This is a genomic window from Streptomyces javensis (genome assembly GCF_039525925.1).
GTDB lineage: Bacteria > Actinomycetota > Actinomycetes > Streptomycetales > Streptomycetaceae > Streptomyces > Streptomyces asiaticus.
On sequence record NZ_BAAAIF010000011.1, the window covers coordinates 83,729 to 105,232 of the forward strand.

18 protein-coding genes are annotated in these 21,504 nt (G+C 71.1%); 15 read left to right on the forward strand and 3 right to left on the reverse strand.

All coding sequences use genetic code 11. From position 1 onward, the window contains the following. Positions 1-6 precede the first annotated feature (6 nt). From ABD329_RS13070 to ABD329_RS13085, 4 genes are all read left to right on the forward strand, one after another. Positions 7-870, forward strand: a complete 864-nt coding sequence (locus ABD329_RS13070) for a polysaccharide deacetylase family protein (RefSeq protein ID WP_198279172.1) — start codon at positions 7-9, stop codon at positions 868-870. Positions 871-897: 27 nt separating this feature from the next. Then, positions 898-1,434 carry a DoxX family protein gene (locus ABD329_RS13075; protein ID WP_198279173.1) on the forward strand — a complete coding sequence of 179 codons (537 nt, stop codon included), beginning with the start codon at positions 898-900 and terminating at the stop codon, positions 1,432-1,434. A 164-nt stretch (positions 1,435-1,598) separates the two neighbouring features. Continuing rightward, positions 1,599-2,660: an alpha/beta fold hydrolase gene (locus ABD329_RS13080; protein WP_198279174.1), complete on the forward strand. Its 1,062-nt coding sequence runs from the start codon at positions 1,599-1,601 to the stop codon at positions 2,658-2,660. Between the two features lie 70 nt (positions 2,661-2,730). Continuing rightward, positions 2,731-3,201: a hypothetical protein gene (locus ABD329_RS13085; RefSeq protein ID WP_198279175.1), complete on the forward strand. Its 471-nt coding sequence runs from the start codon at positions 2,731-2,733 to the stop codon at positions 3,199-3,201. A gap of 75 nt (positions 3,202-3,276) precedes the next feature. Here ABD329_RS13085 and ABD329_RS13090 read toward each other — a convergent pair whose 3' ends face one another. Next, a complete protein-coding gene (locus tag ABD329_RS13090; protein ID WP_198279176.1) occupies positions 3,277-4,044 on the reverse strand; it encodes an NPP1 family protein in 768 nt (255 codons plus the stop codon). 279 nt (positions 4,045-4,323) lie between these two features. On the opposite strand from ABD329_RS13090, the gene ABD329_RS13095 reads away from it, so the two are divergent. From ABD329_RS13095 to ABD329_RS13145, 11 genes are all read left to right on the forward strand, one after another. Further along, positions 4,324-5,514, forward strand: a complete 1,191-nt coding sequence (locus ABD329_RS13095) for an ROK family transcriptional regulator (RefSeq protein WP_198280233.1) — start codon at positions 4,324-4,326, stop codon at positions 5,512-5,514. 53 nt (positions 5,515-5,567) lie between these two features. Then, complete coding sequence (locus tag ABD329_RS13100; RefSeq protein ID WP_198280234.1) at positions 5,568-6,377, forward strand: ABC transporter permease; 810 nt, start codon at positions 5,568-5,570, stop codon at positions 6,375-6,377. Beyond that, complete coding sequence (locus tag ABD329_RS13105; RefSeq protein WP_198280235.1) at positions 6,374-7,153, forward strand: ABC transporter ATP-binding protein; 780 nt, start codon at positions 6,374-6,376, stop codon at positions 7,151-7,153. The genes ABD329_RS13100 and ABD329_RS13105 overlap by 4 nt, the downstream gene beginning before the upstream one ends. Positions 7,154-7,198: 45 nt before the next feature. Then, complete coding sequence (locus ABD329_RS13110; RefSeq protein WP_198280236.1) at positions 7,199-8,179, forward strand: aliphatic sulfonate ABC transporter substrate-binding protein; 981 nt, start codon at positions 7,199-7,201, stop codon at positions 8,177-8,179. Beyond that, positions 8,176-9,642, forward strand: coding sequence for a sulfatase family protein (locus ABD329_RS13115; RefSeq protein WP_198280237.1), 1,467 nt, complete (start codon positions 8,176-8,178; stop codon positions 9,640-9,642). The genes ABD329_RS13110 and ABD329_RS13115 overlap by 4 nt, the downstream gene beginning before the upstream one ends. Beyond that, positions 9,643-12,027 (forward strand): family 43 glycosylhydrolase, encoded by a 2,385-nt coding sequence (locus ABD329_RS13120; RefSeq protein ID WP_344316374.1) that lies wholly within the window; start codon positions 9,643-9,645, stop codon positions 12,025-12,027. 87 nt (positions 12,028-12,114) lie between these two features. Further along, on the forward strand, positions 12,115-12,348 hold the full coding sequence (locus tag ABD329_RS13125; RefSeq protein ID WP_198280239.1) for a hypothetical protein: 234 nt from the start codon (positions 12,115-12,117) through the stop codon (positions 12,346-12,348). 122 nt (positions 12,349-12,470) lie between these two features. Then, positions 12,471-14,366, forward strand: coding sequence for a glycoside hydrolase family 2 protein (locus tag ABD329_RS13130; RefSeq protein WP_198279618.1), 1,896 nt, complete (start codon positions 12,471-12,473; stop codon positions 14,364-14,366). Continuing rightward, a complete protein-coding gene (locus ABD329_RS13135) occupies positions 14,363-15,670 on the forward strand; it encodes an extracellular solute-binding protein (protein ID WP_198279617.1) in 1,308 nt (435 codons plus the stop codon). The genes ABD329_RS13130 and ABD329_RS13135 overlap by 4 nt, the downstream gene beginning before the upstream one ends. A 34-nt stretch (positions 15,671-15,704) precedes the next feature. After that, positions 15,705-16,652, forward strand: a complete 948-nt coding sequence (locus ABD329_RS13140) for a carbohydrate ABC transporter permease (RefSeq protein ID WP_198279616.1) — start codon at positions 15,705-15,707, stop codon at positions 16,650-16,652. Positions 16,653-16,659: 7 nt separating this feature from the next. After that, positions 16,660-17,598, forward strand: coding sequence for a carbohydrate ABC transporter permease (locus tag ABD329_RS13145; protein WP_198279615.1), 939 nt, complete (start codon positions 16,660-16,662; stop codon positions 17,596-17,598). Here ABD329_RS13145 and ABD329_RS13150 read toward each other — a convergent pair. Both ABD329_RS13150 and ABD329_RS13155 read right to left on the reverse strand, forming a co-directional pair. After that, positions 17,592-18,689, reverse strand: a complete 1,098-nt coding sequence (locus ABD329_RS13150) for a LacI family DNA-binding transcriptional regulator (protein WP_198279614.1) — start codon at positions 18,687-18,689, stop codon at positions 17,592-17,594. The genes ABD329_RS13145 and ABD329_RS13150 overlap by 7 nt on opposite strands. Before the next feature lie 125 nt (positions 18,690-18,814). Next, positions 18,815-21,385 carry an ATP-binding SpoIIE family protein phosphatase gene (locus ABD329_RS13155; protein WP_246618802.1) on the reverse strand — a complete coding sequence of 857 codons (2,571 nt, stop codon included), beginning with the start codon at positions 21,383-21,385 and terminating at the stop codon, positions 18,815-18,817. Positions 21,386-21,504: the final 119 nt, after the last annotated feature.

Below are 21,504 nucleotides of genomic sequence, written 5' to 3' on the forward strand. Positions count from 1 at the left end.
GTTCTCATGCTTCAGGTGTCCTCTCCCTCCCGCCGCGATGTCCTGCGGTCCGCGAGCGGTGCCGTGGCGGCCACGACGTGCGGCGTCGGCTGCGGCCATCACGCCGACTCCGCGTCGTCCCGGCCGGCCGGTCACACCGAGCCGCCCTCCTCCGGTGCGACCCAGGACCGGGCCACGTCCGCCGGACACGCGCCACGCGGACCGGCGCGCTTCCCCGGGCTGCCACCGCGGATCGCCCACGGCCCGCGCGACGGCGGCGCGGTGGCCCTCACCTTCCACGGCCAGGGCGACCCGGAGCTCGCACGCTCGCTGCTGTCCGAGGCCGAACGGGCGGGCGCCCGGGTCACCGTCCTCGCCGTCGGCACCTGGCTGGACGAACACCCGGAGCTGGCCCGGCGGGTCCTGGACGGCGGCCATGAGCTGGGCAACCACACCATGCGGCACCGCGCCGTATGCGCCCTGCCCGCCGACGAGGCGTACGCGGAGATCGCCGAGTGCGCCGACCGGCTGCGCCGCCTGACCGGGACCATCGGCAGCTGGTTCCGACCGTCGCAGGCCCGGACCGCCACGGACCTCGTGACCCGTCTCGCGGCCCGTGCCGGATATCCGCACGTCCTCTCCTACGACGTGGACTCGCTCGACTTCCAGGACCCGGGCCCGGACGCGGTGCGGGACGCGGTCCTCGGCCAGGTCCGCGCCGGTTCCGTGGTCAGTCTGCACCTCGGCCACGCCGGGACCCTGACCGCGCTGCCCGCGGTCCTCGACGGTCTGCGGTGGCGCGGTCTGCGCGCGGTCACCACGACGGAGCTGATGCACTCCGATGGCGTAGCAGCGACGGCGGGGCCCGCGCGGCGTACCGAGACTGGGTGAGACGTGCCCCGGAGCGGAGGAGAGCCCATGCCCGACCGCAAGGACCTCGGACTGCTCGCGCTGCGCCTCGGCGTGGGCGGGGTGCTGGTCGCGCACGGCACGCAGAAGCTCTTCGGCTGGTGCGGGGGCGATGGCCTGGCCCGTACCGCCGAGGTCATGGAGGCCATGGGCTTCCGTCCGGGGCGGGCAAGCGCCGTGGTGGCCGGGCTGGGCGAGGCGGGCGGCGGGCTGCTGCTCGCGCTGGGGTTCGCCACTCCCGCGGCCGGGGCGGCGGCCGCGGGGACGATGGCGGGGGCGGTGTCGGTGAACGCGCCGGCCGGGTTCTTCGCCCAGTCCGGAGGCTATGAGTTCCCGGCCCTGCTGGGCTGCTCGGCGGCGGCGCTCGGGATCTCGGGGCCCGGCCGCTACTCCCTGGACCACCTCACCTGCCATGTGCTGGACCGGCCGTGGCTGATCGCGACGGCGTTCACCACGAGCGCGCTGGCGGCGGCCGCGGTGATCAAGCGCAGGATGGCGGTGACGGCGGAGCGTGAGCTCGCCGAGGAGGAGGAGCTCTACGAGTAGGGGCCCATCCGCCCGAGTGGAGACCGGTCCACCCGAGCAGAGGTCCATCCCCCACCTCGTATCACCTCTCTGGCAGGTGACGCACGGCGTGCGCGGGGCAGCCGCGTGCGCCATGGTGGATGCCAGGCCCGGGGAGCGGTTCGCACTGCGGAGGGTGGGTGCGAATGTTCAGCAGGCGCAGCTTCTGGAAGATCGTGGGTGCGAGTGCGGTCGGGACACCGCTCGCCGCTCGGGCCGCCACCGGCCCGGCGGACGCCGCGGGGATGCTCACGGACCCGGACGAGCAGGGGGTGTCGGCCGCGGGGGCGCACCCGTCCTTCGCCGCCCTGCGGCAGGTCAGGGCCGGGGTGCTGAACGTCGGCTACGCCGAGGCCGGTCCGGCCCATGGCCCCGCGGTCGTCCTGCTGCACGGCTGGCCCTATGACATCCACAGCTACACCGATGTGGCGCCCTTGCTGGCCGCCGAGGGCTATCGGGTGATCGTCCCGTATCTGCGCGGCTACGGGACGACGCGCTTTCTGTCGCCCCGGACGATCCGCGACGGCCAGCAGTCGGTGTTCGCGGTCGATCTCATCGCCCTGATGGACACCCTCGGGATCGAGCGGGCGGTCCTCGCCGGATTCGACTGGGGCTCGCGAACGGCCGACATCGTCGCGGCGCTGTGGCCGGAGCGCTGCAAGGCGCTGGTCTCGGTGACCGGCTATCTGATCACCAACCGGAAGGCGAACAAGCGGCCGCAGCCACCGAAGGTCGAATGGGCCTGGTGGTATCAGTACTACTTCGCCACCGAGAGGGGTGTGCTCGGGCTGGAGAACCCCGACTACCGACGCCAACTGGCACGGCTCGTCTGGCGGTTCAACTCCCCGACCTGGCACTTCGACAACGCCACCTTCGCCCGCACCGCCGCCGCCTTCAGGAATCCGGACTATGTGCGCATCGTGATAAACAACTACCGCTGGCGGCTGGGGCTCACGGCGGGCGATCCCCGGTACGACGGTCTGGAGCGGCGCCTGGCCAAGGGCCCCGTCATCGGCGTCCCCACGGTCACGCTGGACGGCGGGCGCGATCCGTTCACCCCGGCCGGGGGCGGTGCCGCGTACCGGGACAAGTTCTCGGGCCCGTACGCCCACCGGACGCTGAAGGGCATCGGCCACAATGTGCCCCAGGAGGCTCCGGAGGCCTTCGCCCATGCCGTGGTCGAGGCCGACCGTCTGCGACGGCGCTGAGCGGCGGCGCTGAGCGGCGCGGCCGGGCCACGGGAGGCTGTGGAAGGCCAGGTCCGAAGGGGGCAGGGGGATGGCGGAGTTCGAGGTGGCCACCGGCGCCGCGGAGCTCCCCGCGGGCGACGACCGGGGCCGTGAGGCCGCGGTGCGGACCGCGTTCGAGGGGCTGCTACAGATCCGCCGGCTGATGAACGCCGACACCGCCGATGCCGAAGGGGTGCCCGCCGAGTGGGAGCGGCGCCAACCGGTGCGGGCCGTGGCCCTGGCGCTGGAGGCGGCCGGTGTTCCCCCGTCGGCCGTGGACGCGGAGGGCCGCCGTACGGCGACCGGATACTGCCTCGGCGCGGCGGACCGGACCGGGGTGGTGCGGGTCGATTGGCTGGGGCCGCCGGGAAGTGGCGCCGGATACGCGGCGGAGGAAGCGCTGCGGACGTGCGCGGACGTGCTGCGGCGGCTGGGCTGGGACGCGCTGGAGTACCGGGGGGCGCGCCGCCACCGCTACCTCGAGGTCGAGCCGCCCCCGGCCGGGCCGCCCCGGCGCTGACCGGGCCGGTGGACTCGGGCTACCCCCGCCCCGGGAGGCGGGCTGGCGCCACATCGCCTCCCGGGCCGGTGTCACCTATGCGTTGGGGTCGAAGGGGATGTCGGACGGCTTTGCCTTCGCGAGGTGGGAGTTGAGCGTGCTGTCCTTCAGGCCGAGGGTGGCGCTGCCGAAGTCGGCCTGGCTCAGCTTGTCGCGCAGCCCGGCGGGGTAGCCGTTCCAGCCGACCAGCGCGGGGTACTGCCAGGTGTGCTGGTGGTTCTCCGGCGGCTCGTCATTGGCGTTCGCCGGGCGGAAGCAGTGGGTGCTCAGACCGTCCTTGTGGTACACGACCTTGGGGTGGGTGCCGTCCCAGCGGATCTGGTCCCGGTTGTAGATGTTGAAGTTGCCGTGGGCCGAGGTGGCGACGTACTTGGCCTCGTTGTTCTGCACCCACACCACGACATGCTCCCAGTCGTGGCGGTGGCCGCCGAGCCCGCTCCCGGCCACGGCCTGGTCCTTCTCGAAGTACAGGCCGTAGATGACGGCGCACCAGCCGTTGTTGCACTTGGAGCGGGAGTATGCGTTGGTGTTGTCCAGGTCCCAGGAGTCGCGGCACTGGCCGTTGAGGGCGCCGCTCGGGTTGAGTCCGCCCGCGATCGTCCCGTCGGGGCCGATGGCGGGCGTGGGGTAGCAGCCGTCGGTGTCGTAGTCGAAAGCCGGCTGGAACGTCTGCTCCGTGCCGTCCGCGTTGGCGGGCAGGGCCGTGGGCGGGTCCGCGAGCGCACTGCCCGGGAAGGCCACGACCAGCGCGATGGCGCTGCCGAGGACGGCGGACACTCTGCCGATCCGCGAGCTCTTCTTCACTGGGTCCTCCTGAACGACCACGGCGTGACCGCACGCCGGGAAGGTGGGGGGTTGGCATGCTCAGGTCAGCATGATCGCATTCCTTGAGCGGCGGCGGGAGATGTCACCGTGATGAAGAGTCAGCCAACAGCTATAGCAGGTGTGGTGGGGCGGGATGAAGGAGGGTGGGGCGCCGGGCGGGGAAGGCGAGCACTCCCCCGGCAACCTCGGCTTCCGCCGCGTCCGCGATGCCGAGCCCTCTTTTATTCCGGGGTGTTGACGAAATAGATTGGCGTGCGCATGCTGGTCGGCATGCACCCCCATCAGGACGGCCCGCTGGCCCGGCTTCGGCGGGGCCACGAAGACTTGGTACTGGACCTGTTGCGCAAGCACGGCCCGCTCAGCCGGGCCGAACTGGGCCAGCACAGCGGGCTCTCCCGGACCACCCTCAGCGATATCGTCACCGAGCTGATCGAGGGCGGCGCCGTGGTCGCCACGGCGCCCGGAACGGCTCCGCGCAGGCGGGGACGGCCGGTGGAGGCGCTGACGCTCAACCCCAGCGCGGGCCAGGCCATCGGCATCGACTTCGCCCGCCGGGCGGTGCATGTCTCCGCGGTCAACGTCGCCCACGAGGTGATCGGTTCGGCCAGTGAGCCGCACGACCCGGGGCTGCCCTGGGAGGAGCGGATCGCCCTGGCCGAGCGGCTGGTCGGCACGCTCGCCGACGGCGCCCTGCGGCTGGGCGCGCTGAACGCCATCGGGGTGGGTGTGGTCGGCCCCGTCGAGAACCCCGACGCGGGGCCCGCGCAACCGTGCCCCTCCGCCGATCTGCCCGCCCTGCTGCGCAAGCGGTTCGAGGCCCCGGTGCTGGTGGACAACAACACCCGGCTCGCCGCGCTCGCCGAGGCTACCTGGGGCGCCGCCGCGGGCGGTCAGGACGTGCTGTATCTGCGGCTGTCGCACGGTGTGGGCGGCGGACTGGTGGTGGCCGGCGCCCTGCACCGCGGGGCGTACGGGCTGTCCGGCGAGTTCGGGCATATCGCGGTCGAGTCGGGCGACGGACGATGTTCGTGCGGCGCCACCGGCTGCCTGGAGACGGTGGCCTCGGTGGGCGCCGTGCTCGCCGCCTACCGCCGCGCCGGCGGCCACGCGGACGGCCTGGCCGCGCTCCTCGGGGCGCTGGAGGCCGGCGATCCGGTGGCGCTGCGCACGCTGGAGGCGACCGGCACCCATATCGGCACCGTGCTGGCGGCGGTGTGCAACGCGATCGGCCCCGGGGTGATCGTGCTCGGTGGCGAGCTGGCCGCGGCAGGCCCGCCGCTCTTCGAGCCGGTCGAACGGGCGCTGCGCGCACACATCATGCCGATCTCACGGGACCGTGTGGACCTGAGGCCGGCGACGCTCGGCGAGGCCGGTGGCGCCCTGGGCGGTATCGCCCTTGTCCTGCGCGAATCCCCCCTGCTCAACCATTACCCGGCCCCTCCGGGCTGATCCGGCCCGATCCCGGGCCGAAGAGGAGGACCCATGTACCCCGCGAGGCGTCCATGACGGTGGTCACCGCACCCGAGAAGACCTCCACGACACCACAAGCGCCACGCGGCGCACGACGCACCGTCCACCCCCTCGTGTTCAATCTGATCGCCCTCGTCCTGGCCATCGCCCTCTGGGCGCTGACCGCCGCGGCGGGGCTCGCCGACATCCCAGGCCCGCTCTCCGTGAGCTCCCGGGCGCGGGAACTGCTCTCCGACGGAACCCTCACCGAGGACGCGCTGGCCAGCCTCCAGCGGGTGCTCCTGGGGTTCGCGCTCGGCACCGTGGTCGCCGTGCCCGTGGGCTTTCTGATGGGCTGGTACCCGGTGGCCCGGGGCCTGCTGGAGCCGTACGTCCAGTTCTTCCGCACGATCCCGCCACTCGCGCTGATCCCGCTGGTGATCGTGTTGATGGGCATCGGCGAGACGCCGAAGATCTTCGTCATCTTCCTGGCGGCGTTCATGTCCTGTGTGGTGGCCGCCTTCCAGGGGGTGACCGGAGTGGACCGGACGCTGATCGACGCGGCGCGGGTGCTCGGCGCCTCCGACCGGACCGTCTTCCTCAAGGTGGTCATCCCGGCGTCCACGCCGTTCATCCTGGTCGGCATGCGCATCGGCCTCGGCGCGGCCTGGGCCACCGTGGTGGCGGCCGAGATGATCGGCGCCCAGAAGGGTCTCGGCTTCGAGATGGTCCACGCCCAGACCTACTACGACGTGCCCACGATCTTCGTGGGCCTGATCAGCATCGGTGTCATCGGCCTGGTCATGGACCGGCTGTTGCTACTGGCCGAACGCCGACTCACCGCGTGGCAGGAGCGCCGATGAGCCCCAAGATCTCTTTCCGGGACGTGGTCAAGACGTACCCGATGAAGAACACCACCTTCACCGCCCTCGGCCAGGTCTCCCTGGACATCGGGGACCGGGAGTTCGTCGCGGTCGTCGGCCCGTCCGGCTGCGGCAAGTCCACCCTGCTGTCCATGGTGGCCGGACTGGTGGAACCCACCTCCGGCACGGTCACGGTGGACGGCGCGCCGGTCACCGGGCCCGGGCCGGACCGTGGGGTGATCTTCCAGCAGTACGCGCTGTTCCCGTGGCTGACGGTGCGCGGCAATGTCGAGTTCGGACTGAAGCTGGCACACGTCCCCGCCGCGGAGCGCCGGCGGCGCGCCGATCACGCCATAGACCTGGTCGGGCTCGCGGACTTCGCCGACGCCCTGCCCAAGACCCTCTCCGGGGGGATGAAACAGCGCTGCGCCATCGCCCGGGCCTACGCCGTGGACCCCGAAGTACTGCTGATGGACGAGCCGTTCGGGGCGCTGGACGCGCTGACCCGGGTGCAGTTGCAGGACCAGCTGCTGGACACCTGGACGCAGGAGCGGCGCACCGTCCTGTTCATCACCCATGACGTCGACGAGGCGGTGTATCTGGCCGGGCGGGTGGTCGTGATGGCCGCGCGGCCCGGCCGGATCCACCGGGTCATCGATGTGGACCTCCCCTATCCGCGGACCGAGGAGATCCGGCTCTCCACGGAGTTCGCACGCATCCGCAACGACGTCTGGACCCACGTCTACCACCAGTCACCGGCCGGCTCCGCCGCCTGACCCCGCTCTCCCACCGCACTTCTTTTCCGAAAGGACTCACCCGAGATGAGGATGAGCCGACGCGACTTCATGATCTCACTCTCCGCGACCGGAGCGGCACTGTCGGTGGCGGCGTGTTCGTCCTCCGGCAGCGGCGGCGGCTCCGCGGTCAGGTTCGGCTACATCGCCGACTACAACGGCGCCAGCCTGCTGGCCATCGCCGAGGAGCGGGGTCTGTGGAAGAAGCACGGCCTGACCGCCGAGCCCAAGGTGTTCGTCAACGGGCCGGTCCAGATCCAGGCCCTGCGCACCGGCAATCTCGACTACGGCTACATCGGTCCCGGCGCGCTGTGGCTGCCCGCCTCCGGCAAGGCCACCATCGTGGCCATCGACACCCTCACCTACGCCGACCGGGTCATCGCCAGGCCCGGTATCGACTCGATCCAGGACCTGAGAGGGAAGAAGGTCGGCGTCCCCGAGGGCACTTCCGGTGAGATGGCGCTCAATCTGGCGCTCCAGAAGGCCGGGATGACGATGAAGGACATCTCGAAGGTGGTGATGGACGCGCCCACCGTGGTCTCCGCGTTCTCCTCCGGGCAGATCGACGGCGCCGGGATCTGGTATCCGCTCATCGACACCATCAAGGAGAAGGTGCCGGGGATGAACGAGGTGGCGAGCACCGAGGACCTCCCCGGCTCCTCCTTCCCCACCGCGTTCGTCTCCGCCGCCAAGGCGAAGCCGGAGCGCGATCGACAGGTCGTGAAGGTCCTCCAGGAGGCCAACGACTGGCGGGCCGCGCACGTCAAGGAGTCCATCGCGCTGGCCGCGAAGCTGCTCAAGGCCGATGAGGCGAAGGTCGCGGCGGACGCGAAGCACGTGAAGACGATGACGACCGCCGAGCTGGTGGCCAGGACCAAGGACGGCACCGTCGAGAAGTGGCTGGACGGCATGAGCCAGTTCTTCGTCCGGACCGGGCAGTTGCCGAAGGCTCCCGACCCGTCCTCGTTCTACGCCGGTGACCTCTACACGAAGGCGGCCGCCCGATGAACCTGCTGTTCCTGATGACCGACCAGCACCGCGTCGACACCCTCGGCTGTTATGGCAATCCGCATGTGGCCACGCCGAACCTCGACCGGCTGGCCGCGACCGGGACCCGCTTCGACCGCTTCTACACCCCCACCGCCATCTGCACCCCGGCCCGCGCCAGTCTGCTCACCGGGCAGGCGCCCTTCCGCCACCGGCTGCTGGCCAACTACGAGCGCAACGTCGGCTATCTGGAGGATCTGCGCGAGGACGCGTTCACCTTTCCCGGTGCCCTGGCCGAGCGCGACTACCAGCTCGGCCTGGTCGGCAAGTGGCATGTCGGCACCCACCGCAACGCCGCCTCGTACGGCTTCGACGGACCCGATCTGCCCGGCTGGCACAACCCCGTGGACCACCCGGACTACACGGCGTACCTGAAGGAGCGGGGGCTGCCGCCGTACCGGATATCCGATTCCGTACGCGGCACCACGCCCAACGGCAATCCGGGCAATCTGCTGGCGGCGCGGCTGCACCAGCCGGTGGAGGCCACCTTCGAGCACTATCTGGCCACCCGCGCCATCGAGCAGCTGGAGCGCTACGCCGCGGACGGGCGGCCGTTCTACCTGGCCACCCACTTCTTCGGACCGCATCTGCCGTATCTGCTGCCCGACGCCTACTTCGACCGCTACGACCCCGACCTGGTGGACCTGCCCGCCTCGATCGCCGAGACCTTCGAGGGAAAGCCACCGGTACAGCGCAACTACAGCGCCCACTGGACCTTCGACACCATCCCGATCGAGGTCACCCGCAAGCTGATCGCGGTCTACTGGGGCTATGTCACGCTGATCGACGAGCAGATCGGGCGCATCCTCACCCGCCTCGACGAACTCGGTCTCGCCGATGACACCTCGGTGTTCTTCACCGCCGACCACGGCGAGTTCACCGGCGCCCACCGGCTGCACGACAAGGGCCCGGCGATGTACGAGGACATCTACCGCATCCCCGGCATCATCCGGATCCCCGGGCAAGCCCCTCAGGTGCGCCAGGAGTTCGTCAGTCTCACCGACTGCACCGCCACCATCCTGGACCTCGCGGGCTGCGACACCTCACCTGCCGTGGACAGCCGGAGCCTGGTGCCGCTGGTGCGGGGCGAGCATCCGCGGTGGCCGGCCGAGTTGCTCGCCGAGTTCCACGGCCACCACTTCCCGTATCCGCAGCGGATGATCCGCGACGAGCGCCACAAGCTCATCGTCAACCCCGAGTCGGTCAACGAGCTCTACGACCTGGACACCGACCCCCATGAGCTGACCAACCGCTATGAGCACCCCGAACTGCTGCCCGTGCGCCGCCGTCTGATGCGCCGCCTGTACGACCTGCTGCGGGAGCGGGGCGACAACTTCTACCACTGGATGACCCCGATGTTCGACATCGGGGATCTGGACTACGACCCGAGCCTGAGCTCCTTCGAGCCGGAAGGGACCGCGTAGATGAGACGAAGCCGTAGACCGAGCCCTCGACACAGTCCCGGCACGCTCGTCGCCGCGGTGCTGTGCGCGCTGCTGGCCGGGCTGTTGCCCGCGGCCCGGGCGACGGCCGCCGCACGCCCGGCGGCGGAGCGCGCCACGACGGTCCACCAGGCGACCACGTACCACAACCCGCTCACGGCCGGAGTGGTCGACACCTTCCCCGACCCGGTGATGATCCGGGGCAAGGACGGCCTGTGGTACGCGTACGGCACCCAGAACCCGGTGTTCCAGAGCAAGGGCGAGGACGGTGAGCGGATGCTGCCCATCCTCCGCTCGGCCGACCTGGCGCACTGGGAGTACGCCGGGGAGGTCTTCACCCCGGAGACCAAACCCGCCTGGCACAAGGGCGCCCGGCTGTGGGCCCCCGACATCCGCTATGTGAACGGCCACTACAACCTCTACTACTCGGTGTCCTCCGGGAACACCGTCGGCGTGGCGACCGCGCCCACCCCCACCGGCCCCTGGACCGACCGCGGTGCCGTACTGCCCTCGCCGAGCGGCTGCGCCACCGGCAACATCGACCAGGCCCAGTTCACGGACGAGGGCGGTCAGCCGTATCTGTACTGGGGCAGCTACGACACGATCTGCGTGGCGAAGATGAACGCCGACCGCACCCGCATCGAGGGCGCGGTGACCGAAGTGGCGCAGGGCCGCCGGATGGAGGGCGGGTTCGTCGTCCGGCGCGGTGACCACTACTACCTGTTCTACTCCGACGCGGGGTGCTGCGACGGCGCCTACAGCGGCTATCAGGTCAAGGTCGGCCGGGCCACCAGCCCGACCGGGCCCTTCGTGGACGACCAGGGCGTTCCGCTGACGGCCGCCACCAGCAAGGGCGGTGTGGTGCTGACCGCCAACGGCAACGGCTGGATCGGCCCCGGGCACAACGCCCTCCAGACCGATCTGTCCGGCCAGGACTGGCTCGTCTACCACGCCATCTCCTCCGACGACCCGGATCTGAAACCGGCCGCGGGCGGCACGCTGAAGCTGTCCAAGCGACCGATGCTGATGGACCGGCTGGACTGGATCGACGGCTGGCCCGTGGTACGGGCCGGGGCGGGCGCCTCCCAGGGCGCACAGCGGGCCCCCGTGGCCTCCTGGGCCGCGGGCGGCACCTTCAACGACGGCTCGCTGAAGGGGTGGCACGGCGGTGGCGGATCCGGCACGGACCGCTGGCGCATCGGCCGCGAGCAGGACGCCCGGGGCTTCGTCACACCGCGCGGGAATCCCACCGGCCCCGTCCACCTGGTCTCGGACCGGTCCGCCCCGGCGGCCCGGCGCGCCGAGGCCGAACCGGCGGTCGCCTCGGCCACCGGCGCGGCCGGGCTGCTGGCCGGCTACTCCGGCCCGGACGACTACGTGGTGGCGTGGCTGGACCGGCAGCGCAACGCGCTGGTGACGGACGTACGGGTCGACGGCCGCGGCCGTGGCACCCGTACGACCCCGCTGCCGCCCGACTTCTCCTGGGAGACCTGGCACAACGTGACGGCGGAGATCCGCGGCAACCGGATGACCGTGGAGGTGAGCGCGGACCGGCTGCGGGACGCGGTGGCCACCCAGGAGCGGCCGCTGCCCGCGGCGGCGGTCCGCCCCGGCAAGGTCGGGGTGGCCGCCCGCGGCGCCGGTGCGGCGGCCGACAACGCGGGGGCCTCGGCACTCTTCACACCGGTCACCAGCCGCGTCCCCGAGCACGCGCCGGGCCCGCTGCTGCCCGCCTACAGCGATGACTTCGACACCGCCACCGTCCCCGGCACCACCGCGGGCTCGCCGTGGTCCTGGGTGCGCGGACCGGCGTCCGGGGTCACGATGTCCGATGGCGCCCTGTCCTGGCCCACTCAGAGCGCGGAGCTCTACCTCGGCACCAATACGGCGTCGGTGCTGACCCGGGACGCTCCACCGGGCGACTACACCGTGGAGACCAGGCTCCGGTTCGCCCCGGGGCGGACCAATCAGCAGGCCGGGCTGGTGCTGTACGGGAACGACGACCGCTACTACAAGCTGGTGCACGCGGTGCTTCCGGTGAGCCACGCGGACGGGAAGACCACGCATCTCACCGAGTTCGCGAAGGAGGGCGAGCGTCCCACCACCACACCGCCGACGCCGGTGGCCTACGGGCCGATGTTCGGCGGCCCGCCCGCGGACACGCTGTGGATGCGGCTGTCGTACCACGCCGACACCGCGCGGGACGAGACCGAGGTGCGCGCCGCCACCAGCACCGACGGTGTGCGCTGGGTACACACCGGGGTCTGGACCCTGCCGACGTCGAGCAAGCTCAGGATCGGGCTGGTCGCGCAGAACACCGCGGGCGCGCTCGCGCGGTTCGACTACCTGCACACCTATCGCGGCTGACCCGCCGAGTGGGCCCCCGTCCTATGCTGATCACCGTTGTTGACGCGAGACGGGGGCCACTTCGGTGGCCGGAAAAGGTGAAAGAGCGTGGCCAAGCCTGTGCGTGCGGCTATCGGAGACGTGTGGATCACATGTGTGTTCTGCAAGGGCGACCTCTTCCGGGATCGCGAGGTGAAGCTCAACAGCACCGGCATGGAGCTGTTCACGTTCGGCTGGGCCAACGAATCGGCCACCGGGCTGATCTGCTGGAACTGCGGCTATGTGCACCTTTTCGCCAACGCGGACATCGAGCTCTACAAGGTGAAGAAGGGCGAGATCTAGCCAGGCCCACCGCCGGCCGTCCGAGGTCGTGGCAAAAGTTGCTGCGCGGGATCTTTACATCGATGTAAACGGGTGATGGCATACCCCTGCCCGGTCGAATCCCCCGCCCTCCCGGAGATCCCATGGCCCACCCGGACATCACCTCGCCCGAAGTGTCGAACGACGTTCCACGACCCGAATATCCCCGGCCCAGTTTCGTCCGTGAGGACTGGCTCAATCTGAACGGCAGCTGGCAGTTCGCCTTCGACCCTGGCGACAGCGGACTCGAGCGCGGTCTGGTGCACCAGGAGCTGGACGGGCGGATCCTGGTCCCGTTCTGCCCCGAGTCCGAGCTGTCGGGGATCGGGGACACCGACTTCCACCCCGCGGTCTGGTACCGGCGCACGGTCCGGATACCCGCGGGCTGGGCCGGCCGGCGGGTGCTGCTGCACTTCGGGGCCGTCGACCACGACGCCACCGTATGGGCCGACGGCCGCGAAGTGGCCCGGCACAGCGGCGGCTTCACCTCCTTCACCGCCGACCTCGGCGTGGTGGCGGGGGCGGCCGGCGGCGACGCGGAAGTGGTGATCGTCGTACGGGCCCGGGACGCCCGCCACGGCGTCCAGGCGCGCGGCAAGCAGGCCACCGACTACGCCAATAGCGACTGCCACTACACCCGCACCAGCGGCATCTGGCAGACGGTGTGGGCGGAGCCGGTGCCCGAGGTCCATCTGCGCAGGCCGCGGATCACCCCGGACCTGGCGTCCGGCGCCTTCCACCTCGAACTGCCGCTCAGCGCCAACCGCCCGGGCCACCGGATCACGGCCCGGGTGAGCGACGCGGACGGCCGGCCGGTGGCCGAGGCGAACGTGCGGGCCGACCTGGATCTGGCCCCCCGTATGGTGCTCGCGCTGCCCGAGGACCGGCGGCGGCCGTGGTCTCCGGAGGACCCCCATCTGTACCGGGTGCGGATCGAGTTGCTGGACGGCGCCGGCGGAGTCGTGGACCGCGCCGAGTGCACCGCCGGACTGCGGTCGGTGGCCATCGACGGCAAGCGGCTGCTGCTCAACGGCCGCCCGGTCTTCCAGCGGCTCGTCCTGGACCAGGGCTGGTACCCGGACGGGCTGATGACCGCGCCCGACGACGCCGCCCTCGTCCGGGACATCGAGCTGTCGCTGGCCGCGGGGTTCAACGGGGCGCGGCTGCACCAGAAGGTGTTCGAGGAGCGTTTCCTGCACCACGCGGACCGGCTCGGCTATCTCGTCTGGGGCGAGTTCGGCGACTGGGGAGCCAGTACCGGGCGCACCACCCAGGACAACCAGCAGCCCACCGCCGGATTCATCACCCAGTGGCTGGAGGCCGTGGAGCGGGACTACTCCCATCCGTCGATCGTGGGCTGGTGCCCGCTCAACGAGACGCACCAGGAGCTGCACGACCGGCAGACCGTCCTTGACGATGTCACCCGGGGCATGTTCCTGGCCACGAAGGCCGCCGACACCTCCCGTCCGGTCCTGGACGCCTCCGGCTACTCCCACCGCGTGGCCGAGACCGATGTCTACGACTCGCACAGCTATGAGCAGGACCCGGAGGCGTTCCGCCACCAGATGGCGGGGCTGGACAAGGACGCCCCGTATCTCAACCCCGACAACCGGGGAAACCCCGGAAGGAAGGACACCGACGCGGTGTGGTCGCTGCCGTACCGCGGCCAGCCCTACTTCTGTAGTGAGTTCGGCGGCATCTGGTGGAACCCGGAGGAGGCGAATGAGGCGGCCGGGGACGACCGCGAGGTGTCCTGGGGGTACGGGCAGCGGCCGCGGACCGAGGAGGAGTTCCAGACCCGCTTCGCCGGGCTGACCGGGGCGCTGCTCGACGACCCCCTGATGTTCGGCTACTGCTACACCCAGCTCACCGATGTGTTCCAGGAGCAGAACGGTGTCTACCGCTTCGACCGGAGCCGCAAGCTGGACGTGGAGCGGCTGCGCGCGGCGCAGCAGCGCCCCGCCGCCTTCGAGCGCCCGGCCGGTGAGGAGGGGCGATGAGCGGCCTGTCACGGCGTGGTCTGCTGAGAGGCGCGGTGTACGGGGCGGGGGCCGCCGTGTCGGCGTCCGCGCTCAGCGGCTGCGGTTCGATCGCCGGGAGCGTGCGGAGCGCGGACGAGATCGAGTACTGGACCCTGTTCACCGGCCCCGACGGCGAACTGATGAAGACCATGACGCGGAACGTGGAGAAGCGCGTCCCGGGTCTCAAGGTCAGGACGACGGTGCTGGACTGGGGCCCGCCGTACTACACCAAGCTGGCGATGGCCTCGGCGGGTGGCCGGTCGCCGGATGTGGCGATCATGCATCTGACCCGGCTGGCGGGCTACGCCCCCGGTGGTCTGCTCGACCCCTGGGACCTGGATCTGCTGGCCGAGTTCGGCCTGAAGCAGGAAGACCTCAACGAGACGCTCGTCAAGCGGAGTCTGTACCAGGGAGACCCGTACGCCGTTCCGCTGGACACCCACCCGTTCGTCGTCTTCTTCGACCGGGACGTCATGGACAAGGCGGGGCTGCTCACCGGTGACGGTCAGCTGGTGCCCTTCGAATCGCCGGAACACGCCCTGGAGCTGATGGACAAGCTCCGCCGGTCCGGCGGCGAGCTGGGGCCGGTCTTCGGCCACGCCAATGACGCGGCGATGGGCTGGCGGATGTTCTGGACGCTGTTCAGCCAGACCGGCGCCACCTTCGACCTCACGGGGAAGCGGGCCGAGATCGACGAGGACACCGCCGTCGAAGTGGTGCGCTTCATGGCCGACCTGACGCGCGACAGCCGCACCATGGACGTCCAGACGGCCATCGCCGCCTTCGCCAACGGCCGCTCCCCGATGATCTTCTCGGGCGAGTGGGACATGGCCACGTACAAGGCGGCCCTGAAGGACAAGCTGGGCGGCGCCCCCATCCCCACCTTCTACGACCGTCCGGCCGGGGCCTCGGACAGCCACGCCCTGGTGCTGCCGCACCAGGACAACCCGGATCCCGAGCGCAGGCGGCGCGCCCACCGGTTCGTGGCCGAGCTGGTCCGGTCCGGGCTGACCTGGGCGACGGCGGGCCATATCCCCGCGTACACACCCGCCGTCTCGTCCCCGCAGTACGCGAAGCTGCGCCCGCAGTCGGAGTACGCGGGCGCCGCGAAGCAGCTCGTGCTCGACCCGCCGGTGTGGTTCGCGGGCTCCGGCTCGGACTTCCAGACCCGGATGTGCCAGGCGCTCGACCCCGCGCTGGGCGGCTCGTCGTCCGCGCGGAGCGCGGTGCGCACGATGGTCTCCCAGATCAACACCCTGCTGGCCCAGCCGAATCCGGCCTGATCGCGACGGAGTCGCAATGGAAAGGAGCGATGTCATGGCTTCCGTCTCCACGCCCGCGCGGCGGGCCGCGGCCGGATTCCGGCGGGCCGGATTCCGGCGGGCCACCGCCACGGACCGGCCTCGGTCGGGCGGCGCCGGGTGGCTCTTCGCCACCCCCTTCCTGGTGTTCTTCACGCTCTTCCTCATCGTGCCGATCGGCATCGGCCTGTGGATGAGCTTCACCAACGCCAGCCTGACCGGACACGGTGACAACACCCTCGTCGGCCTGGACAACTACGCCGAGGCGTTCGGCGACGGCCAGGTGTGGCAGACCCTCGGCAACACGGTCTGGTTCACCGTCCTGACCACCGTCCCCCTCGTGCTCGTCGCGCTGGTGATGGCCCTGCTGGTGTACACGGGGATGCCTGGGCAGTGGCTGTGGCGGCTGGCCTTCTTCGCCTCGCATCTGCTGCCGGTCGCGGTGGTCTACCAGATCTGGAGCATGCTGTTCCAGCCGGACCGGGGGATGCTCAACGGCCTGCTGAAGATCTTCGGGATCGACGGCATCGCCTGGCTGACGGACGAGAAGTACGCGATGTGGTCCATCGCGCTGGTGACCCTGTGGTGGACCGTGGGCTTCAACTTCCTGCTCTATCTGGCCGCGCTCCAGGCGATCCCCGACCATCTCTACGAGGCGGCCGCGCTGGACGGCGCCGGGGCGTGGCGCCGGCTGTGGTCGGTCACCCTGCCGCAGCTGCGCCGGACCACCGGGCTGATCGCGGTGTTGCAGGTGATGGCGTCGCTGAAGGTGTTCGACCAGATCTATCTGCTCACCAAGGGCGGCCCGAACGGGGCCACCCGGCCGATCCTGGAGTACATCTACGACACCGGCTTCACCAACTACCGGCTCGGCTACGCCTCGGCGGTGTCGTATGTGTTCTTCGGGCTCATCATCGTCCTCTCGATCGCCCAGCTGAAGATCTTCTCGCGCAGGGAGGACTGACCGCGCCATGACCACCGAGACACTCTCCCCCCGTACCCCCGGAAAGCCCCGGTCGACCATGCCCCGGGAGGTGGTCCGGCGGCGCCGCTACGGCGGCCGTGTCTGGCACCCCTCGCTCGGCACGGGCCCCCTCCCCCGTGTGCTGACGCTGCTGGCGCTGGCGCTGATGGCGGCGGTCTGGCTGGTGCCGTTCGGCTGGGGCGTGGACACCTCGTTCAAGACGGAGGTCGACGCGAGCGCGTCGGGCGCCGACTGGATCCCCAAGGCGGGCTTCACCCTCGACGCCTACCGGACCATCTTCGGCCAGGGCAATCTCCCGGTGTGGGCGGTGAACAGCGTGGTGATCGCCGTGTGCGTCACGGCCATCACCGTGGCCATCTCGGCGATGGCGGCGTACGCCTTCTCCCGCACGCTCTTCCGCGGCCGCCGGGTGCTCTTCGCCGTCACCGTCGCCTCGATCATGGTGCCGCCGCAGATCCTGATCGTGCCGCTGTTCCGGCAGATGCTCGCGCTGAACCTCGTCGACACCTACGCGGCGGTGATCCTGCCGCAGGTGGTGGCGCCCGCGATGGTGTTCATCCTGAAGAAGTTCTTCGACGGCATTCCACGGGAGCTGGAGGAGGCCGCCCGGATCGACGGGGCCGGCAGCTTCCGGGTGTTCTGGAGTGTGGTGCTGCCGCTGTCCCGGCCGATCCTCGCGGCCGTGGCCATCTTCGTCTTCATCAACACCTGGAACAACTTCCTCTGGCCGTTCATCAGCACGAGCGATCCCCAGCTGATGACGTTGCCGGTGGGTCTTTCGACCGTGAAGGACTCCACCGGGCTCCGCAACGCCCAGGAGTCGGCCGCCTCCATCCTCGGCTCCATCCCGCTGCTCATCGTCTTCATGCTGTTCCAGCGTCAGATCGTGAAGTCGGTGGCCACCACGGGTCTGGGAGGTCAGTGAGCGGTCGTGGCGATACCGCCCTCGGTGGACTCGCGGGTGTGCAGTGTGTGGCCGACGACGACCTCCTGGGCCGGACGGTCCGGTGTCTCGATCCGCTCCAGCAGCAGATCGACGGCGTGCCGGGCGATGGCGCTCTTGTCCGGTGCCACGCTGCTCAGGCTCGGTGTGCTGTAGCGCGCGGCCTCGACGTCGTCGAAGCCCATCACGGCCATGTCGTCCGGCACCCGCAGTCCGCGCTCGTAGAGGGTCCGCAGGGCGCCGAGGGCGAGCGCGTCGTTGAAGCAGAACACCGCGTCCGGCGGTTCGGGCCGGTCCAGCAGCGCCGCCATCGCCCGGGCGCCCTCGGCCAGGTGGTAGCGGGGCGTCTCGCGCTCCAGCAGGGGGTCCAGCGGCAGCCCGGCCTCCTCCAGGGCCTGGCGGTAGCCGGTCCTGCGCAGCAGCGGGGTGCCGATGTACGGCTCGGGCTGGAGGCCGATGGCGGCGATCCGGCGGCGCCCGCCGGCCACCAGATGGGCCACGGCCTCCCTGGCGGCGGCCACGTTGTCGATCACCACGTGGTCGGCGAGGCCGCCGCTGGGGCGTTCGCCGATGAGCACCAGCGGCACGGTGCCGAGGTGGTCCGCCAGCGCGCTGCCGTGCAGGGCGAGCGGGCTCACCACCATGCCGTCCACGACCTGGTCGCCGAGGCCGTGGATCACGGCCGCCTCCCGCTCGCGGTCGCCGAGGGTCTGCTCGATCAGCAGGGTGCGGCCGTGTTCCTCGGCCGTGGTGAGGAAATGGCGACCCAGCTCGGCGAAGTATGGGACGTCCAGCTCGGGCAGGACCAGCCCGATCATGCCGGTGCTGCCGCGGCGGAGGTTGCGGGCCACCCGGTTGGGCCGGTAGCCGAGCTCCCGGATGGCCCGCTGGACCCGCTCCCGGGTCGCCGGGGAGACATGCACAAAGCCGTTGATCACATTCGACACGGTCTTCGGGGAGACCCCGGCGAGCGTCGCCACGTCCTTGACGGTGGCGCTCCGGCCGGCACCGTCCGAGCGCTTCCGCCCCGGTGCCGCTTGGTCCCTGGTGGTCTGCTGTTTCACGGCGGTCACCGACCGATCCTAGAGCGTGCCGGTGGCGGGCCGCACCGCCGGGCACACCGCGGACCCCGTCCGCCAGGGCGCGGGGGCCGCTGTCCGCTCAGGGCGCGGCGGGCCCCGTTCCCCTCAAGTTCCCCTCAGGCGGCAGCCAGGTGGGCGGGCGAGGGCAGTGCCTGCTCCGTCCAGATGCACTTGCCCGTCGCCGAGAACCGCATGCCCCATCGATCGGACAGCGCCGCGACCAGCTGGAGCCCGCGTCCGCCCTCGTCGGTCTCGGCGGCGCGGCGGATCCGCGGGGTGGTGAGACTGCGGTCGGAGACCTCGCAGATCAGCGTCCGGCCGTACAGCAGGCGCAGTCGCGGGGGGCCCTTGGCATGCCGGACGACATTGCCGACCAGCTCGCTGACCAGGAGCTCCGTCGTCATCGCCAGCTCGTCGAGATGCCACGCGGACAGCTGCTCGGTGACATGGTGGCGGGCCTCGGCCGCGGCGATGGGGCCGTCCGGGAGCGCCCAGGACATCACCCGGTCCGGAGCCAACGACCGGGTCCGGGCGATCAGCAGCGCGGCGTCGTCGTGGGTCGTGGCCTGCTCGGGCACCAGTGCGCTGATGACGGCGTCGCACAGCCGGCCGGGATCGTGCCGCGTGGTGGGGGCGGAGGCAGGCGCGCACTCGGCCCCGGACGGATCGGCGGCAGGTGCGGCGGCCGCCCTGGTGAGGGCCTGGGCGAGACGGGCCATCCCCTCGTCGATGTCGACCGCCGCCGACTCGACCAGACCGTCGGTGTACAGCACCAGATGGCTGCCCTCGGGCACCTGGACCTCATGGGTCTCGAAGGGCGGGCTGGCGGCACCGAGCGGTGGGTCGGCGTCCACATGCGGGAAGTGTGCCGTGCCGTCGGGATGGACGATGGCGAGCGGTGGATGCCCGGCGCTCGCGAAGGCGTAGCGATTGGTGACGGGGTCGTAGACCGTGTACAGACAGGTGGCGTAGAAGTCATCGCCGAGGTCGCCGACCAGATCGTTGAGATGGGTGAGCAGCTCATCGGGCGGGAGCTCGAGATCGGCGAGGGTGTGCACGGCCGTGCGCAGCCGCCCCATCGTCGCGGCCTCGGACAGCCCGTGGCCCATGACATCGCCGATGACGAGGGCGACCCGCTCCCCGGACAGCGGGATGAGGTCGTACCAGTCGCCGCCGACCTGCACGCCCTCGGTGGCGGGCAGATAGCGCGCCTCGGCGGCGACGGCCGGTACGACGGGCAGCGTACGGGGCAGCAGTCCGCGCTGGAGCTCCTGGGCGCGGGTGTGCTCGGCGTCGTACAGCCGCGCCCGCTCCAGCGCCTGGGCGACCAGTCCGCTCAGGGCGATGAGCAGGGAACGGTCCTCCTCGGAGAAGTGGCGCGGCCGCGAGAAGCTCACCACGCAATAGCCGATCTGCTGGTCGGAGGCGATCAGGGGGAGGAACGCCCACGCCTTCATCCCGCTGCGGTGGAGGTAGCCGACGGCGTCCGGATGCTGTTCTGCGTACTCCTGCGGCGTGGACAGAAAGGTCGGAGTGCGGGAGCTGAGCACCTGGACGACGGCGGACATCTCCGAGACCATCATTTTCTGGACGATCTCGAGGAACTCCTCCGGATACCCGGCCGAACCGACCACCCGCAGCCGCGCGGTTTCGATCAGCCCGCAGATCAGGCCGGTCGCGCCGAACGGCGGAAGAACCCGGTCGGCGACCGCCTTCACCACGTCCTGGACGGTCAGCGCCTCGGCGAGCGCCGAGGTCAGCTCGCCCATGCGCATGACCCGCTCGGCCGCGGTGCGCTGGGCCGCGGACTGCTCGGCCTCCTCCGTCCGGCGTTCGGTGATGTCCGCGATGTGGATCACCAGTCCGTCGGGGACGGGGTCGAAGCGCGCGTGGTACCAGCCCGGTCTGCCGGGCCACCGGGTGTCGAATCCGGCCGGTGCGCGCGTGGTCACGGCCCGCCCGTGGCAGGCGGCCATCCCGGTGTCCCGGACCACCGGGTGGTCCCACAGCACGGTTCCCAGCGCCTCCTGGGCGGAGGAGCCCAGCAGCTTCAGGGCCGCGGGGTTGGCGAAGGTCAGCCGCGCCTGGCTGTCGAGGGCGAGCAGACCGTCGTTCATCCGCCATACGGCGCTGCCGACGGCGTCGCCACCGAGCGGGTGCCGCTCATGCGCGACGTCCGCGGCGGCGGGGCGGGCGGGCCGCAGATACCCGGCGACCCAGTCGGCGACCAACCGCAGGAACTCACAGTGCGCTTCGTCGAGCTTGTCCGGCTCCTCCACCAAGGCGGACAGCGCGCCCACCGGCTCCCCGTCAGCCGTGATCACGGGCACCGACGCCACCCCGCTGCCGGGCGGAAGCGAGCCGGCGCCGGGAGGGAAGTCCCCGTGGGAGGGGGCACCGGATGACGGGAGGGGCGCCCGGTGCGGCACATCCGGCGGTGGCGGCGTCCAGACCTGGGTGCCGTAGCGCACACATGACACGGGGGCCGCGCTGTCCTCGTCCGTGAGGGTCTCCCACCCCGAGACCAGGTTGTCCGGCAGCCCCACGCTGGCCACCAGGCGCATCACCCCCTGGCGCGGATCACGCACATGGATCATGCCGCCCAGGGCGCCGAGTTCGGCGACCGCCTGCCCGAGGGCGAGCCTCACCGGCCCGGTGCCACTCAGCTGGCCACCCGCGGAACCCATCAGCCGAAGCCGTGTCCGCGCCGACCGAGTGATCCGGGTGTCCGCACTGTCTGGGTGCTGTTCATCCACACCCATGGCGTCACCTGTCATCGTCCTCGGGAGCCCGGTGCCGTACGGAT

Bases quoted from the DNA above. Each gene is read 5' to 3' on its own strand.
- ABD329_RS13070 (WP_198279172.1), top strand. From the start codon at position 7: ATGCTTCAGGTGTCCTCTCCCTCCCGCCGCGATGTCCTGCGGTCCGCG.
- ABD329_RS13075 (WP_198279173.1), top strand. From the start codon at position 898: ATGCCCGACCGCAAGGACCTCGGACTGCTCGCGCTGCGCCTCGGCGTG.
- ABD329_RS13080 (WP_198279174.1), top strand. From the start codon at position 1,599: ATGTTCAGCAGGCGCAGCTTCTGGAAGATCGTGGGTGCGAGTGCGGTC.
- ABD329_RS13085 (WP_198279175.1), top strand. From the start codon at position 2,731: ATGGCGGAGTTCGAGGTGGCCACCGGCGCCGCGGAGCTCCCCGCGGGC.
- ABD329_RS13095 (WP_198280233.1), top strand. From the start codon at position 4,324: ATGCTGGTCGGCATGCACCCCCATCAGGACGGCCCGCTGGCCCGGCTT.
- ABD329_RS13100 (WP_198280234.1), top strand. From the start codon at position 5,568: ATGACGGTGGTCACCGCACCCGAGAAGACCTCCACGACACCACAAGCG.
- ABD329_RS13105 (WP_198280235.1), top strand. From the start codon at position 6,374: ATGAGCCCCAAGATCTCTTTCCGGGACGTGGTCAAGACGTACCCGATG.
- ABD329_RS13110 (WP_198280236.1), top strand. From the start codon at position 7,199: ATGAGGATGAGCCGACGCGACTTCATGATCTCACTCTCCGCGACCGGA.
- ABD329_RS13115 (WP_198280237.1), top strand. From the start codon at position 8,176: ATGAACCTGCTGTTCCTGATGACCGACCAGCACCGCGTCGACACCCTC.
- ABD329_RS13120 (WP_344316374.1), top strand. From the start codon at position 9,643: ATGAGACGAAGCCGTAGACCGAGCCCTCGACACAGTCCCGGCACGCTC.
- ABD329_RS13130 (WP_198279618.1), top strand. From the start codon at position 12,471: ATGGCCCACCCGGACATCACCTCGCCCGAAGTGTCGAACGACGTTCCA.
- ABD329_RS13135 (WP_198279617.1), top strand. From the start codon at position 14,363: ATGAGCGGCCTGTCACGGCGTGGTCTGCTGAGAGGCGCGGTGTACGGG.
- ABD329_RS13140 (WP_198279616.1), top strand. From the start codon at position 15,705: ATGGCTTCCGTCTCCACGCCCGCGCGGCGGGCCGCGGCCGGATTCCGG.
- ABD329_RS13145 (WP_198279615.1), top strand. From the start codon at position 16,660: ATGACCACCGAGACACTCTCCCCCCGTACCCCCGGAAAGCCCCGGTCG.
- ABD329_RS13155 (WP_246618802.1), bottom strand. From the start codon at position 21,385: ATGGGTTCCGCGGGTGGCCAGCTGAGTGGCACCGGGCCGGTGAGGCTC.